17 protein-coding genes are annotated in these 15,028 nt (G+C 68.6%); 10 read left to right on the forward strand and 7 right to left on the reverse strand.

Annotated features, from left to right (window positions below; all coding sequences use genetic code 11):
• Positions 1-114 precede the first annotated feature (114 nt).
• Genes DOS48_RS16930 through DOS48_RS16940 form a run of 3 tightly spaced genes read left to right on the forward strand, consistent with a single transcriptional unit; the run spans position 115 to position 4,435 of the window.
• The gene (locus tag DOS48_RS16930; protein ID WP_127116870.1) at positions 115-1,992 is read left to right on the forward strand and encodes a radical SAM protein; all 1,878 of its coding nucleotides are present in this window, start codon (positions 115-117) and stop codon (positions 1,990-1,992) included.
• 4 nt (positions 1,993-1,996) lie between these two features.
• Positions 1,997-2,866, forward strand: coding sequence for an MBL fold metallo-hydrolase (locus DOS48_RS16935; protein ID WP_127116871.1), 870 nt, complete (start codon positions 1,997-1,999; stop codon positions 2,864-2,866).
• A 30-nt stretch (positions 2,867-2,896) separates the two neighbouring features.
• A complete protein-coding gene (locus DOS48_RS16940; protein WP_127116872.1) occupies positions 2,897-4,435 on the forward strand; it encodes a hypothetical protein in 1,539 nt (512 codons plus the stop codon).
• A 34-nt stretch (positions 4,436-4,469) separates the two neighbouring features.
• On the opposite strand, the gene DOS48_RS16945 is transcribed toward DOS48_RS16940, so the two are convergent.
• Together DOS48_RS16945 and DOS48_RS16950 are read right to left on the reverse strand one after the other, a co-directional pair.
• Positions 4,470-5,090, reverse strand: a complete 621-nt coding sequence (locus DOS48_RS16945; RefSeq protein ID WP_127116873.1) for an HAD family hydrolase — start codon at positions 5,088-5,090, stop codon at positions 4,470-4,472.
• Positions 5,091-5,184: 94 nt separating this feature from the next.
• Entirely contained in the window at positions 5,185-5,676 is a 492-nt protein-coding gene (locus DOS48_RS16950) for a hypothetical protein (RefSeq protein WP_127116874.1), read from the reverse strand.
• Between the two features lie 162 nt (positions 5,677-5,838).
• Here DOS48_RS16950 and DOS48_RS16955 point away from each other — a divergent pair, with 162 nt between their 5' ends.
• From DOS48_RS16955 to DOS48_RS16985, 7 genes are all read left to right on the forward strand, one after another.
• The gene (locus DOS48_RS16955; RefSeq protein WP_127116875.1) at positions 5,839-6,726 is read left to right on the forward strand and encodes a DUF308 domain-containing protein; all 888 of its coding nucleotides are present in this window, start codon (positions 5,839-5,841) and stop codon (positions 6,724-6,726) included.
• A gap of 95 nt (positions 6,727-6,821) precedes the next feature.
• On the forward strand, positions 6,822-7,469 hold the full coding sequence (locus DOS48_RS16960; RefSeq protein WP_127116876.1) for a plastocyanin/azurin family copper-binding protein: 648 nt from the start codon (positions 6,822-6,824) through the stop codon (positions 7,467-7,469).
• Positions 7,466-7,855, forward strand: coding sequence for a hypothetical protein (locus DOS48_RS16965; protein WP_127116877.1), 390 nt, complete (start codon positions 7,466-7,468; stop codon positions 7,853-7,855). The genes DOS48_RS16960 and DOS48_RS16965 overlap by 4 nt, the downstream gene beginning before the upstream one ends.
• Positions 7,856-7,862: 7 nt before the next feature.
• Positions 7,863-8,672: a cytochrome bc complex cytochrome b subunit gene (locus DOS48_RS16970; protein ID WP_127116878.1), complete on the forward strand. Its 810-nt coding sequence runs from the start codon at positions 7,863-7,865 to the stop codon at positions 8,670-8,672.
• Positions 8,673-8,676: 4 nt separating this feature from the next.
• Positions 8,677-9,465, forward strand: coding sequence for a cytochrome bc complex cytochrome b subunit (locus DOS48_RS16975; RefSeq protein WP_127116879.1), 789 nt, complete (start codon positions 8,677-8,679; stop codon positions 9,463-9,465).
• A 37-nt stretch (positions 9,466-9,502) separates the two neighbouring features.
• The gene (locus DOS48_RS16980; RefSeq protein ID WP_127116880.1) at positions 9,503-9,934 is read left to right on the forward strand and encodes a hypothetical protein; all 432 of its coding nucleotides are present in this window, start codon (positions 9,503-9,505) and stop codon (positions 9,932-9,934) included.
• Positions 9,935-9,938: 4 nt separating this feature from the next.
• Positions 9,939-10,217, forward strand: a complete 279-nt coding sequence (locus DOS48_RS16985) for a hypothetical protein (RefSeq protein WP_127116881.1) — start codon at positions 9,939-9,941, stop codon at positions 10,215-10,217.
• Positions 10,218-10,550: 333 nt separating this feature from the next.
• Here the strand turns inward: DOS48_RS16985 and DOS48_RS16990 are convergent, their stop codons facing one another.
• The 5 genes from DOS48_RS16990 to DOS48_RS17010 form a co-directional block, all read right to left on the reverse strand.
• Entirely contained in the window at positions 10,551-10,994 is a 444-nt protein-coding gene (locus DOS48_RS16990; RefSeq protein WP_127116882.1) for a hypothetical protein, read from the reverse strand.
• Positions 10,995-11,008: 14 nt separating this feature from the next.
• A complete protein-coding gene (locus DOS48_RS16995; RefSeq protein WP_127116883.1) occupies positions 11,009-11,779 on the reverse strand; it encodes an NAD(+)/NADH kinase in 771 nt (256 codons plus the stop codon).
• Positions 11,780-11,837: 58 nt separating this feature from the next.
• Entirely contained in the window at positions 11,838-13,154 is a 1,317-nt protein-coding gene (locus DOS48_RS17000) for a M28 family peptidase (protein ID WP_127116884.1), read from the reverse strand.
• A 60-nt stretch (positions 13,155-13,214) separates the two neighbouring features.
• On the reverse strand, positions 13,215-13,877 hold the full coding sequence (locus tag DOS48_RS17005) for a DUF420 domain-containing protein (RefSeq protein WP_127116885.1): 663 nt from the start codon (positions 13,875-13,877) through the stop codon (positions 13,215-13,217).
• Between the two features lie 90 nt (positions 13,878-13,967).
• Positions 13,968-15,020, reverse strand: a complete 1,053-nt coding sequence (locus DOS48_RS17010; protein WP_127116886.1) for an NAD(P)-dependent glycerol-1-phosphate dehydrogenase — start codon at positions 15,018-15,020, stop codon at positions 13,968-13,970.
• Between the last annotated feature and the right edge of the window lie 8 nt (positions 15,021-15,028).

Raw genomic sequence — 15,028 nt, forward strand, 5'->3', positions numbered from 1 at the left:
TGGATCGGCGAGGGCTTAAACGGCGTGGCGGCGCGTCGGCGCTCGCGGCGACGAACAGCGATCCCCCACCGTTCCGCACGCTTTTCCCGTCTCGGCCGACTACGGTGGGGCAACATGACTGACTCGCCCGCGTCGGGCCGGGGTTCGCTCCCGCCCGACCCGAACGACCTCGCTGTCACCATCGTCGACGGCTACGTCGACGAGCCGGCGCACTTCGGCGTGCCGCCCTACGTCTCGACGTATCCGCGGTACACGGCCGGTGCGCTCGTCGATGCGGGCGTCCCCGAATCGCAGATCACCTACCACACGATCGACGAACTGCGGGACGACCGGAGCAAACACGCCGACGTCGCCGACGCCGACCTCATGGTGTACGTCGGCGGGATGACGGTCCCCGGCAAGTACGTCGGCGGGACCCCCGCCGAACCGGACGAGGTGCGCGAACTGGGCTGGACCGCCGACGGCGTCACCCTGCTCGGCGGCCCGGTTCGGTTCGGGGTCGGCGAGGAGAACGCGGGCGCGACGGAGACGGAGCGCGACGACCTCGACTACGACTTCGTCGCGATGGGCGACGTGGAGGCGGCCGCCTACGACCTCGTTCGCGAGGGGTTAGAGGGGTTCGGCAACCGGATGCGCGAGAACGCCGAGATCGACCGATGGGCCGAGAAGGGGGCGTTCGTCGTCGAGCAACACCCGAACCACCCCGACTACCTCATCTGCGAGATGGAGACCTCTCGCGGGTGCGCGTATCGGTGCTCGTTCTGCACGGAGCCGCTGTACGGCGACCCCGCCTTCCGGGCGCCGCAGTCCGTCGTCGACGAGGTGGACGCGCTCTCCGACAGGGGGGTCAGACACTTCCGACTCGGCCGGCAGGCCGACATCCTCGCGTTCGGCGGCGACGGCGAGGCACCGAACCCCGACGCGCTCAGGGAGCTGTACGGCGGGATCCGCGAGGTCGCGCCCGACCTCCGGACGCTCCACCTCGACAACATGAACCCGGTGACGATCACCGACTACCCCGAGGCCTCCCGCGAGGCGATCCGCGTCATCGCCGCGCACAACACGCCCGGCGACACGGCCGCGTTCGGCCTCGAATCGGCCGATCCGGTCGTCCAGGAGCAGAACAACCTGCTCGTCACGGCCGAGGAGTGTTTGGAGGCGGTCCGCGTCGTCAACGAGGAGGGCGGGTGGCGGCCGGGTGACACGGCCGAAACGACGCCCGGCGCCGATGACCGCGTCATGGGTCCTTCGACCGGGCCGGACGCCTCGCCCCGGCTCCCGAAGCTCCTCCCCGGAATCAACCTCGTCCACGGGCTCGCCGGCGAGCGCCCCGAGACCTACGAGCACAACAAGCGGTTCCTCCGGCGCGTCTACGACGAGGGGCTGATGCTCCGCCGGATAAACGTCCGGCAGGTGATGGCGTTCGCCGGCACGGAGATGGCCGAGACGGGCGCCGACATCGCACAGGAGCACAAAGACCAGTTCCAGGCGTACAAACGCGAGGTCCGCGAGACGGTCGACAACCCGATGCTCGACCGGGTCGTGCCGCCGGGGACGGTCCTCCCCGACGTGCACTTGGAGTACCATCAGGACGGCAAGACGTTCGGGCGGCAGCTCGGCACCTACGCGCTCCTCGTCGCCGTGCCGGGCGAACGAGAGCTCGGCACCGCCATCGACGTGGCGATCACCGACCACGGCTACCGCTCGGTGACGGGGGTTCCGTACCCTCTCGACGTCAACGCCGCATCGATGGCCGAACTGACGGCGATTCCCGGTATCAACCGGAGCAAAGCGGGCGACATCGTCGTCGGGCGCCCGTACGGGTCGGTCGAGGAGGTCGACGCCGGCGTCGCCGACATCTCGCGGTTCGCCGTCGCCGACGCCGCCGACGTCTCGATTCCGGGACGCGAACGCGCCGGGTCCGGCCCCGGCCCCGCCGCGCGATCGCTGCTCGACCGGCGGGACGAATCCTCGGTCGGACGCGGGGACTGAGCCGATGCCGGCGCCGGCGACGAACCCGACCGTCACTCGGGTCGACGTGTCGGTCGACACCCGCGCTCCCGGCGGAACGACGAACGCGTACCTCGCGACCGGCCTCCTCGTCGACCCGGCGGCTCGGACGGACGCGCTCGACGCGGCTGTCGGTTTAAAAGAGGGGGACGGAGCCGACGCAGCGACCAGTCCGGTCGGCGCGATAGCGGTCACGCACACCCATCCGGATCACGTCGGCGCGGTCGCCGAGTACGCCGAACTGACGGGCGCGCCGGTCTTCGCGCACGCGGACCACACGGATCGGTTCGCGGCGGCGACCGGCGTCGATCCGGACGGAACCTTCCGCGACGGCGACCGAATCGGACCGACGCCCGTCCGCGCGGTCGACACCCCCGGCCACGCACCCGATCACGTTGCGTTCGCGGTCGGCACCGAGCGCGACGAGCGCGAGCCAGAAACAGGTGAGGACGGCTCGCTCGCTCTCCTCTGTGGTGATCTCGCCGTCGCCGAGGGAAGCGTCGTCGTGGGCGCTCCAGAGGGCGATCTCAACGACTATTTAAGTAGCCTCGAACGCGTCCGAGAGCTGAGCGTCAACCGGCTGTATCCCGGCCACGGCCCGCCGATCGACGACCCCGAGCAGGTTTGTACCCGTTTGCGAGATCACCGGCTCGACCGCGAGCGGTCGGTTCTCGCGGCGGTCGAAGCCGGCGCACGCGACGTCGACGCCGTGGTCGACGCCGCCTACGAGAAGGATCTGACGGGCGTCGCCGACCTCGCGCGGGCAACGGTTGTCGCGCATCTGGAGAAACTGGTCGCGGAGGGGCGGATCGACGAGACGTGGAGCGGGGAATCCGACCCCGATCCGTCGATGTAGTTTTATCAGGTCCACCGGAATGGACGGGGTATGGGAGACGATTCCGGCGATCCGTCGATGTCGACACGGCTCCTCGGTCGGTACGGCGGACCGATCGTCGCCGGGCTGGGATTCGTCATCACGCGCTTTTTCGTTGCGGAGGCGGTCACCCTCTCCGGCGAACCGATCGCCGTCGCCGCCACCGCCGGGTCGCTGGTGGTCGGACTCTCCCTCACGGTCGCGGGCGTCGGGCTCGCAGTCGGCGCGTTCACCTCGGCGTTCGTCGCCGATGTCAGCCGCGGGTGTCTGCTCGGAACCGGGGCGACGGCGGCCGCCATCGCCATCACGATTGCGGCGACCAGCGTTGGCATGATCGATGCGGCGGTCGGCACGCAGTTGCTCGTCGCCAACGTCCTCCTCGCGGGCGCCATCGGCGGCATGGTCAACGGCTATCGCAAGGCGTTCCTCCGCCAGCGGCGGGCGGCGGTCATGCGCGGCGCGAACCGGGCTCGGTTTATTAATCGGCTGCTGCGTCACGAGGTGTTGAACGCCGCGACGATCATCGACGGACACGCCGACCTGCTTCGCGACGACGGCGGAGACCGGGAGCGGTCCGTCGGCGCCATCCGCCGCGGCGCCGCTCGGATCGAGTCGACGATCAACGGGGTCGGAACGATCGCCGAAGACCGCACGAGAAACGCGGTTTCGCTCGCGAAGATGATCCGTACTGCGGTCGACTCGGTCGGTGACGGCGGGAGGTATGACCGCGACGTGTCGATCGATGTCGGCAGCGCCACCGCCGACTCGGTGCGCGTCGACGCCGACGACCGGCTCTCAATCGTGTTCGAGCGGTTGATCGAGCACGCTGTGGATGTCCGTGGCGCCGAGATTGTCCGGATCGAGACGACGGTTGAGCGACACGCGGCCACCGTGACGATGATCGACGACGGTTCCCTGCCGTCCGACCGACAGCGCGGCGTTCTCGAGCGTGGGTCGTTCCCCGAGTTCGACGACCCGACGAACGGGTTCGAACTGCAGGCGGCCTCCCTCCTCGTCGGCGAGTACGAGGGAACGATCCGCGTCGAGCGCGGCGAGGAAACGCGAGTCGTTGTTCGGCTCCCATTAAAAAGCGCTGACGCGGCAGTGGCCGCGGTCGGCGTTGAGTACCCGTCCTTGGTTCGTGCGATCACCGCAGGGTTCGCCGCTGGTATCGCCATGGGCGGCCTGTTCTTGACGGCGAGCGGCACGCTCCCGGTGATCGGTGCGCTCTACGGCGCCGAGAGCGCCGCTATCGGGTGGATAACACACCAGTTCCACAGCGTCGTGTTCGCGCTGCTGTTCGTCGCCGGGGTGTCGCGATCCCCCCTCAGCGACCGCACGCACCGCCCGCTTGCAGCGAGCGTCGCCGGTCTCGCGTGGGGAGTGCTGCTCTGGTTAGTCGCCGCCGGACTGGTCATGCCGATCTGGCTCCGGGCTGTCGGAATCCTGGCGACGCTGCCGAACCTCCCCTGGATCGGTCTCCTGTCGCACGGGATCTGGGGCGTGACGCTCGGGGTGGGATACGTCCTCATCGGCGGTCGCTTCGAGTAATCAGTCCGCTCAACTGCGCGCTCGTCGTCCGAACTCAGAGTTCGGCTTCGAGCTGCGCCGCTAACCCGTCGAGCGGCGTCTCCGTCACGTCGACGAACCGGCCGCCGACCTCCTCGATGCCGCCGTCCGTCTCGGGGTCGTCGCCGACGTGGACCAGCGACGCCGGGTCGACGCCGAGCGACTCGGCCGCCGTCTCGAACGCCTTCGCGTGGGGTTTTCGCCACCCGCAGCCGATGCTCGTCGTCACCGCGTCGAACTCGCCGCGGAGCCTCGCGCGGATCAGGGTCTTCGGCACCAGTTCCGGCACCGCGCAGTTCGAGAGGAGACCGACGGGGCCCTGCTCGCTCACGTCGCGGACGGCCGCTAACGCGCCGTCTCGTCGGGTTACGTCGGGGTCGAACGCCGCGACGACGGCGTGTCTGACGACGTTGTCCGCCGCGTCGACGCCGCGGGAGTTGAGCGCGTGCGCGACGTGGGCCGGCAGCGGGACCTCCGCGCCCACCGGGGCGTCTACGTGTCGCTCGCCGTACGCGGCGTGCCAGTCGTCGGGCACCTCGACGCCGCGCGACTCGAGTTCGCGGGCGACGATCTCCGCGGGGTCGGACGGGTACTCGACGTCGACGAGCGTCCCGAACAGATCGAATGTGACTGCCACGATACGCACACTACGACGAAAACGGGATTGAACCTGTCGGTCGGCGCGGTCGATGCCGCTGTCTCCCGGCTCGCGCTCGGCCGGTCCGGAGTCCTCAGAGCAGCGGCGCCAGGTGCAGCGAGTACAGCCGGTAGAGGCCGGTCACCCACGCACAGAGCCACAGGACCATGAATCCGGCCACGCCGGCCCGAAGCCGCGAGCGCCAGTGGCCCATGTCCTCGTGGATCTCGTCGATGTCGACGCTCGGGTCCTCGTAGGCGTCCGCGTTGCGCTTCGCCTGGAGGATGCGCACGATGCCCGTGAGCGCGAACGCCAGCAGCGCGTACGCCTGCACGCCGAAGAACGCGTGGATCACGGCGATTCCGGAGAGGTTGATGAGATCGACGAAGAGCCGCGGGATCATCCACCCAACGATCGGGACGGTGGTGAGGACCAGCCCGACGGCGATGTATCGCAGGTGACGCATGAGCACGGTCCACGTCACGGTTTCGGTGTCGATCATTATCCAGGCCCCGTACAGCAGAAACGGGAGGCTCGCCGTCACCGACAGCCCGGCAGCCGCCGCGATAACCGACTCGTCGACCATTATCGGTGAGTTAGGTCTCTGGCGCGTAAAGTCCCGCGGTCCGCGGCGCGCGCGACTCGCGACCGCCGCGACGCTCCCGCCTCGCAGCGGGCGGCCCGGCGTCGCGGCTCGGCGCGACCGTAGACGAAAACAGTTAGCGTCCGGAGCACATATCGGGGAACAATGGAGGACACCTCGACGGAACCGGAGCCGGAGCCGCGGCCGGACCGGGCGCCGGACGAGTCCGCGGGCGACGGCGAGGGCCCACGAGCCGACGCGTCTCACGGCGACACGGACGCCGCCGGCGACGCGGGAGGTGACGGCGACGCCCGCGAAACGGACGCCGAGGGCGACGACGACCTCGCCGCGCTCCGCCAGCGCGTCGACGAGGAGTACGACTTCGACGACTTCGGGCCCTCCGACATGGCGCGGATGAGCGCCGAAGAGTGGGACGCCGCGTTCGACCCGGACTCGTGGATCACCGGTCGGCGACTCCTCGACCGCGCGGAGGCGGAGCTGAAGACCCGTATCGCCCGCCGGGACGTGTTCGGCGTGTTAGAGCGCGTCCGCGAGGACGGCGAAGAGCGCATCCTCGTCTACTCCGACGAGGGGTACGCCATCGTCCGTCCGTCGGGCGAGGTGAGCGGGCAGGGGACGGTCCTCCGCGACATCGAGCCGATCGTCGCGCTGGCGGCGATGGAGGCGTACGACGTGCCGGAGCCCCCGGACGACTGGTCGCTCCCGCATCCCGACACCGTCCCGCAGGGCACGGGCGAGTTCGGCAACCTGATGGTACAGGTGATCGCGGCCGTACAGGTGCTCGCCGGCGCCGCGCTGCTCGTCGCGTCGTTCGTCATGGACCTGAACACGATCGTCGCCCCGGCGATCGGGATCGTGTTCCTGATAATCGGGCTGTTGCTCTTCGTGATGGTCGCGAACGCCCGCCTCTCGGACCGGTTCCGATCGGAGGAGTATCGCGAGCGTCTGCGGGCCCTCCGACAGGCCAAAGAGCGCCCCGACTTCGTGCCGGTCGAAGGGGGGGTCATAAACGACGAGGAGCGGGACGAGTAAACCGTCGATATCGATAGATAGAGGCCTTGTAAACCCCTCCACGTCGACGGATTCAGTCGGTGGGTTTAAGCGCACGCCGTCCCGAGTGAACCTGTATGAAAAGGCGGGAATTTGTGCGGACGGCCGGCGGTGCCAGCGCCGCGGTCGCGGCCTCGGCCGGGGCGACCGGAACGGCCGCCGCACAGGAAGCGAAACCGGACTGGCCGAGCGGGGTCACCGACGGGAATCTCGGAGAGTACCAGGACGCCCGCGGCGAAAGTGAGGTGACCGTTGAGGTCGGCGCGGGCGGCAACGGGCTCGCGTTCGCTCCGACACAGCTGTGGGTCGACACCGGCACGACGATCACCTTCGAGTGGACGGGCGCCGGCGGCGCCCACAACGTCCAGACGGTCGAGGGTGGCGGGCCGGCCAGCCTCGACAGCGGCGACCCCGTCGGCGAAGAGGGGTACACCTACGAGTACGAGGTGACCGAGGAAGACGCGGGCATCACCCACTACCACTGCGTGCCCCACACCGCGGTCGGCATGCACGCCGGCATCGCCGTCGGCGGGGACGTCCCCACCGTCGAGACGGGCGGCGGCAACACCGGGTGGCCGGAGAACATCGCCCACGTCGGCGTTCCGCTGCACGCCCACTGGGTCGGTATCGCCGCGATCCTCGGTATCGCGCTGACGTTCGTGTTCACGTTCTACCTCCTGAAGTACGGTGAGTCGGCACACACCGGCCACGGGGGTGCACAATGAGCTCCGGCGGTTCCTCGTACGGTGACATCCACCGGTACGAACCGGCTCGAGAGAGCACGGCCGCGGCGATCGCGATCGTGTTGCTCACCGTCATCGAAGTCGTGTTCGTCGCGCTCTTCGTGTACGGGCTCATGTCGGCGTGGGCGTCGACGGAGGCCGGCAACATGTTCGCGGGCGCGCTCCTGGCGATGATCTTCATCGATCTCGCCTTCATCCTCCTGCTGTACCGCAAGGAGTTCCTGCCTGACGTGATGATCGTGAAGAAGCGCCGCCGCAAGTGGGAGGACCTGTACATCCGCGAGGAGGACAAAGACGGCACCACCGTTGACACCGACAACCTGACCGAGACGCTCAAACGGGCCGTCTACCCGTACTACAAGAAGTGATCTGACAATGAGTCTTAAAAAACAAGACGAGATGGACCACAACGCGTGGCTCAAAAACCAGGATCTGACGGTCATCGAGACCGCGTTCCTCACCACGCTCATCTGGCTCGACAAGCGGCTTCGCATCGTCGACTACCTCGAGCTGCTGGAGACGATGTACTACCGCGCGAACCTCCAGATGCCGAAGAGCCACACCGAACAGTACGACCTCGACAACAAGTTCTGGTACTGGTACCCCCTGTACTCGCTCGGGTCCCTTTCGATCATCGCGTACCTCGTCGCCGCCGTTTCGGGGGCGCTCCTGGGGTTCTACTACGCCCCGTCCACCGCCGGCGCCGCCGCGCAAGGCGACCCGACGGCCGCGTACGACTCCCTCGTGATGATCATGAAGGACGTCCAGTTCGGGTACATGCTCCGCTCGATCCACCGCTGGGCGGCCCAGTTCATGGTGGCGGCGGTGTTCCTGCACATGCTTCGTGTGTACTTCACCGGCTCCTACAAGGAGCCCCGTGAGGTCAACTGGATCCTCGGGATCGTCCTCATCGGCCTGACGCTGCTGTTCGGCTTCTCCGGGTACGTCCTCCCGTGGAAGCAGCTGTCCTTCTGGGCGGCGCAGATCGGCGTCGAGATGGCGCTCGCGACGCCCCTCGTGGGCGAGTGGGCGGCACAGCTCCTGTTCGGCGGCTTCACCCTCGGGCAGGCGACGCTGGTGAGAATGTACATCCTGCACGTCTTCGTGTTGCCGTTCGTGGTGACGGGCCTCATCGCCCTCCACGTCGGCATCGTTTGGGTGCAGGGCATCGCGGAACCGCACTAATCCAATGACTGACGACACCACTCCCATGACGGACGGAGGCACCGACGCGGACGCGCGGACGGACGGCGGCCCGCCCGCCGCCGTGCCGCCGGACGACGAGACGCCGACCTGGACGGAGCGTAAAGAGCACTCTCAGGGGCTCGCACAGCTCACGTACCAGTACTTCGAGCGGTCGCGCCGCGAGGACGAGGACTTACGCGCCGAGTCGACGTACGTCGAGCGCGACGTCCTCGGGTTCCCGACCTGGCCCCACGAGACGCTCCGGAACTTCGCTATCACGAGCTTCTTCGTCGGGATCATGATCCTGGTCGCGGCGCTGATGCCGGCTCACTTCGGTGAGCCCGCCAACCCCGGCGCGACGCCCGCCATCATCCTCCCCGACTGGTACCTCTACTGGTCGTTCGGGCTGCTGAAGCTGAACCCGCTCAACCCCCAGCTCGCCGTTCTCGGCGGCAACATCGTGATGTCGAACGAGCTGCTCGGCATCGTCGCTCACGGGATCATCTTCGGGATCATCGGGCTCGTGCCGTTCCTCAACAAGGGGAGCGCGCGCCGTCCCGTCGAGCAGCCGTTCTGGGCCGCCGTCGGCGTGACGGGCGTCATCCTGGCGTTTACGCTCGCGGCGCTGGCGATCCAGAACTTCTTCCCGATCTCGCTCGACCTGCTGCTCACCCTCACGTTCATGCTGCCCGTCCTCGGCGGCATCCTCACCTACGCGGTGTTGAAGACCATGCGTGAAGGATACATGTACGACCTGAACCGCCGGTACTACATGCTGCGGCCCCCGAAGTAAGGCGACCGACCACCGATTTTGCGGTACCCGTTTCCCGATGTCACCATCACCAGACACCAACGACACGCAGGCGTTCGACGAGACCGGAGATCCGGTCGCGAAAGCCGATCAAGAAGACCCGCGAGACGAACCGACCGGGCCGCGTGTCGGTCCCGACGGTCGGGAGGTCGTCGTCCCCTTCCGGCTTTATAAGGCCGTTACCGTCTTCTCGACGCTCGCCGCGGTCGTCGCCTACCTGATCGGTTTCACGCTGATCGACGCCGCGACGCTGCAGATCAGCTTCGTGCGGACGGCCATCGTCTACCTGCTCAACAGCGCCGGGCTGTTCCCGTCGAACGACCTGCTGGTCGCGACCCTCGTGATCACCGGGATCGCGTTCCTCGTCGCCGGAACGACGGTGTACGTTCTCGGGACGCGGTTCCGCGGGCAAGGGATGGGAAAGGCTCAAGGTGACTCCAGCGAACAGTAAGGTAATGGCAGACGAGTTCATGAAGGGGTTCACCCTGTTCACGCTCGGCGGTCTCGGATGGCTCACCTTCGGCGGCTGGTACCGGACGCCCTCGTACTACGAGATCGTTCAGCTCGTTAACCCGGCCGAGGGAGTCAACACGGCGTACGGAGAGATCGGTCTGATCGCCGGCGACGCGTCGTTCTGGATCATGATCCTCGGCGCACTCACGTTCTGGGTGCTCATCCCGGCGAGTCGCGAGCTTCGCGACATGCTCGACGACGACGCAGAAACCGCGAACTAACGTCGCCTCTCTCCTCTGCCTTCCTTCCCCGCTGAGCGACGACGCCGCTTCGCGTGTTGCGGTCTGCGCTCGCTCCGTCTTATCGGCTCGGATAGACGACGCGCCCGCTAGCCGTTCGCGACTGCTGGATTGCCGGTGCGCCGTCGCCTTCGGAACTCGCGAGCGCATCGGCCGTCATCGCGCGCTCCGGTCTGTGTCCCGTCTCGACGACGGCGCACAGGCTCACATACGCACTAGTTAAAAATGCACACGGCGGCGCCGCGTCGACGACGGGCGGCGCTCGGTTTCGCGATCGATATTCAAGCGGGAACCCGGTTCGCCGGGCGGCTCACCTCACGCGACGACGAACTGGTTCCAGATCCCCGAGACGAGGAAGAAAAGCGAGTAGTAGCCGACGAACACCATCAACACGAGCGAGGCGGCGATCGAACTCTTCGGCGCCTCGATCGGCATGTCGTTGCGCGCTTCGACGTTACGCGCTTCCAGCTCGAACAGGTCGGCGATCAGCATGGTGATCACGATCACCGCCACGATCACGCCGCTGACCGGGGCATCGAGGGTGAACAGAAACGACAGGAGCACCAGCCCGATGTTCGTGAACGCGTGAGGCGTGTACGGCTCGACGCTCTCTCCGTCCGTTCCCTGCTCGACGTGGCGCCGGTGCGCGATGTGTCTGGTCGCGAGGTTCGCGACCGCCATCACGAGCAGCGCGTATGGCAGCATCGGCCCGACTTCGGACAGCCAGCCGAGCGGAACGAGGAACTGCAGTGGGTCCATACCGATCCATCCGGTTACGAGTTATTAGAGTGTTTCCGATCGGCGCGCTCGCGAGCCGCCACGGGTGCCGCGAACGCGACCCGATCGACGGGTTCGATCGCGACCGGTCGGTGCGGCGCGACCACGGAGCGCCGCTCCCCGTCGACGACGATCGCGACCGGTTCGCCCTCGCGCTCGACCGTGAGCCGAACCCGGTCGGGCGTCACCCACGTGTCCGTCCGCGTGCTGAAGGGAGCGATCGGCGCGACCGGGAACCCGCCACCCGGCTCGACGATCGGTCCGCCGACGGCGTTCGCGTAGCCGTCGCTGCCGAGCGGCGTCGCGACGACGACGCCGTCGGCGCGGACCGACTCGGTCTGTCGCTCGGTGAACTCGACGGCGAACTCCGAGATCCGAGCCGGCTCGCTGGTGACGAGCGCCACGTCGAACAGCGCTTTCGCCGGCGGGGCCGTGCCGTCCGTGACCGCCATCACCGGGTGTTCGACGCGCGCGACGCGTTCGCCGGCCGCCGCCGCGTCGAGCAGTTCCCGGAGGGCCGCGACCGCGCCGTCGCGATCGAACGCGAGCCGCCGGTCGCCGACCGGAATCACCGTCCCGTCGGGCGCCGAGACGGCGGCGTCGCGGATCGCCTCGTCGCCGAGCGCGACGACGATGGGCGCCTCGGCCGCGTCGCTCGCGCTCGCGAGGTCCGTGAGGTCGGCTCCGGCGCCCTCGACCGCGTCCCGAAGGGTCGACGCGCGCCCGTCGTCACCGACGACGGCGACGCGGCGTTCCGACGCTTCCATGTCCGACGGTGCGACCGGCGAGCGTGAAAACCTCCCGGTTCGCGACAGGCCGACTCCCCTAGAACGGCCAGTCGCCGGTGATCTTCATCCCCGTGGCCTTCCCCTCCCGTTCGAGTGCGGCCGCGATATCGGCCGTCGGCCGGCGTTCCGTCGACACGTCGTCGCCGGCGAGGTCGACGACGAGCGCCGTCAGGAGGATCGCCTGCTCGCGGAGGGTCCGCGACTCCAGTTTGTCGATCGTGTCGGCGCCGGTGTGTCCCCACCCCCGCCCGCGCCCCGCCGTCTCGCCGGAGACCATGTAGCCGGGGATCCCGCGCTGGACGAACGACCAGTGGTCGCTGTGAGGAACCTGCGCGCCGGCGAGCGCGATCGGGTGGTCGAACCGCTCGCTCACGCGCTCGCCGGCGGCCTCCAACGCGTCGAACCCGTGGTGGTCGAGCCTGAGCGTGCGACCGAACACGTTGCTGTCGACGTTGACGACGGCCTTGACCCGATCCGGATCGACGCCCTCGGCGAAGCGCCCGGAGCCGACCAGCCCCACCTCCTCGGCGCCGAAGCCGACGAACCGAACTCTCGTGTCGAGGTCGCCCTCGCGGGCGGCGAGCGCCGTGGCGATTTCGACGACCGTCGCGGTGCCGGCGCCGTTGTCCATCGCCCCCTCTGCCAGATCGTGGGCGTCGACGTGCGAGGAGACGACGACGTACTCGTCCGTGTCGGGGCCGACGTCGGCGACCACGTTCCCGCTCGTCGCGTCCGGAGTCTCACAGTCGACGGCGACGGTCACCTCTTCGCCCTCGTAACGACGCGCGAGGCGCGCGCCGGTCTCCTTGGAGACGCCGACCGCCGGAATTTCGCCTATCGGCGCGTCTTCGGTGCCGACGCTTCCGGTCGGCGGCAGGGTTCCCTCGACGTGGTTCGCGAAGACGAACGCCGCGGCGCCCGCCTCCACCGCGTGGTAGTACTTCTCTCGGCGGTGGATGAAGCGGTCGACCGAGTCGGGCGTGTCGGACGACACCATCACGACCGCTCCGGTCAGGTCGCGCTCGAAGTCCTCGGGGACGCCGTACCCCAGGTCGACGAACTCGCCGGTCGCCTCGTCGCTCGGGCTTCGGGGGAGCGCGATACAGGCGTTCCCTCCGGCGGCGAGGACCTCGTCGCCCCGCCGGATCTCGCTGTCGCCGCGCGTCCAGCCCTGGATCTCGAACTCCTCGATCCGGGCGTCGCGCGCGCCCGCGTCTGCCAGCGCGTCGCGGGTCAGTTCGAGACCGGCGCGCTCGCCCTCGGACCCCGCCATCCGGTCGCCGACGTCGACGAGCGCTTCGAGGTGGTCCCATCCGGCGTCGCTGGTGAACGTCTCACCGATCCAGTCGGTCATGGGGTGTCGGTTCGGCGGCGGCGAGTCAAGGGTTTCGGTGGCGGCCGGCGGGGCCGGGGATTATACGCCGCTCCCGAGCGGGAGCAGGAGCGTCGCGGCCTCGGCGGCCGCGAACGTCGAACTGTACGCGTGGTTCAACATGAGGTACGTGACGACGCCGAGCACCAGCGAGAGGAGCCACGCGCTCGCGGCGATCCGGCCGACGCGGCGGTGCGGCGTCTCGTTGCGCAGTTCCGACTCGGTGTGCGTGAGCCCGAGGACGATGGCGTAGAGGACGACCGGGACGGAGACCACGGAGAGGATGATGTGGATCGCGAGCATCAGCAGGTACGCCGGGTAGACCCAGTCCCACAGGGGGACCCAGCCGTACGACGACTCCAGGACGAACTCCCGCGTTCCGCCGCCGGCGACCTTCGGGAGGTACATCCCCAAGAACACGAGGATGAGGGTAAAGGAGGTCGTCATCGCGGCCGCGTGTTTCTTCACCTCGTTGTTTCGGATCCAGTACCACCCGAGCGAGAGCGTGAGTATCGTGACGGAGTTGACGGCCGCGATGGCGTGCGCGAGGAGGTCGACGGTGTCCCGCGTCAGGTCCGGGAAGAGCGCCTGAAACTGCGGCACGAGGAACACGCCGCCGACGGCGCCGTAGCCGATGATCGTGAGGAGTACGGTGATCGCGCCGGCCCGACCCTTAGCCCGGTCGCGAACGCTGGCGGTGGACATACGAACGCTTGTCGCGGGACGGTTATTTCGCTTTCGAGGCTCGGGGAGCACGCGGGTCGTCGCCGGGGTGCAATCGAGGTCGTGTCCGCGCTATCGCTCGATGACGCCCGTCGCGGTCGCGACCTCGATGGCCGCCTCCTCGTTTATGCCGCCCTGTAAGATCGTGTATCGGTCGCGGATCTCGTGGGCGCTCGTGAGCGCGGCGAGCAGCTCCGCGTCGTCGATGCCGAGTTCGGCGGCGGTCGTCGGCGCGTCGAGTTCGGCGAGCGCGTCGCGGATCGCGGCCCACTCCCCGTTCTCGCCGCTGTGGAGGTACTCGGTCAGGATCGAGGCGACGCCGACCTGGTGGCCGTGGAGCGCCTTCCCCGGCGCGATCCGGTCGAGCTGGTGTGAGATGAGGTGCTCCGCGCCGGAAGCGGGCCGAGACGACCCGGCGATCGACATCGCCACGCCGGAGGAGACGAGCGCCTTCACGACCACCCACGCCGACTCCTCTAAGCCGGGGCGGATCATGTCGGCGTTCTCGACGAGCAGCTCCGCGGTCATCTCCGAGAGCGCTCCGGCGTACTCGCTGTACTCGACGTTTCGCAGCCGACGGGCGAGCCGCCAGTCTCTCACCGCGGTGTAGTTCGAGATGATGTCCGCACAGCCCGCGGTGGTGAGCCGCCACGGGGCGTCCGCGATCAGCGTCGTGTCCGCGACGACCGCGAGCGGCGGGTCGGCCGCGACCGAGTGGCGCGTGTCGCCTTCGGGGATCGACGAGCGCCCCGAGACGATCCCGTCGTGCGAGGCGACCGTCGGGACGGAGACGAAGCCGACGCCGAGGTGGTCGGCCGCCATCTTCGCGATGTCGATCGGTTTCCCGCCGCCGAGGGCGATCAGGTAGCCGGGGTCGACCGCCTCCGCGGTCGCTTTCAGGTCCTCGACCGCGTCGAAGGAGGCCTCCTCGACGACGGCGGTGGCGGGGTCGTCGAACTGCGCCCGGACGCGGTCGCCGGCGATGTCGTTCGGCGTCGGGCTGGTGACGATGAGCGGCCGCCCGGTGAGGTAGAGTTCGCCGACCGCTTCCCCGAGGTCGTCGAGGACGCCGTGTCCCACGAGCACGTTTCGCGGGAGCTTGATCCACGTGGTCTTCTCGAACATACCGGCCG

This window comes from Halorubrum sp. PV6, assembly GCF_003990725.2.
In the GTDB taxonomy this organism is placed as follows: domain Archaea; phylum Halobacteriota; class Halobacteria; order Halobacteriales; family Haloferacaceae; genus Halorubrum.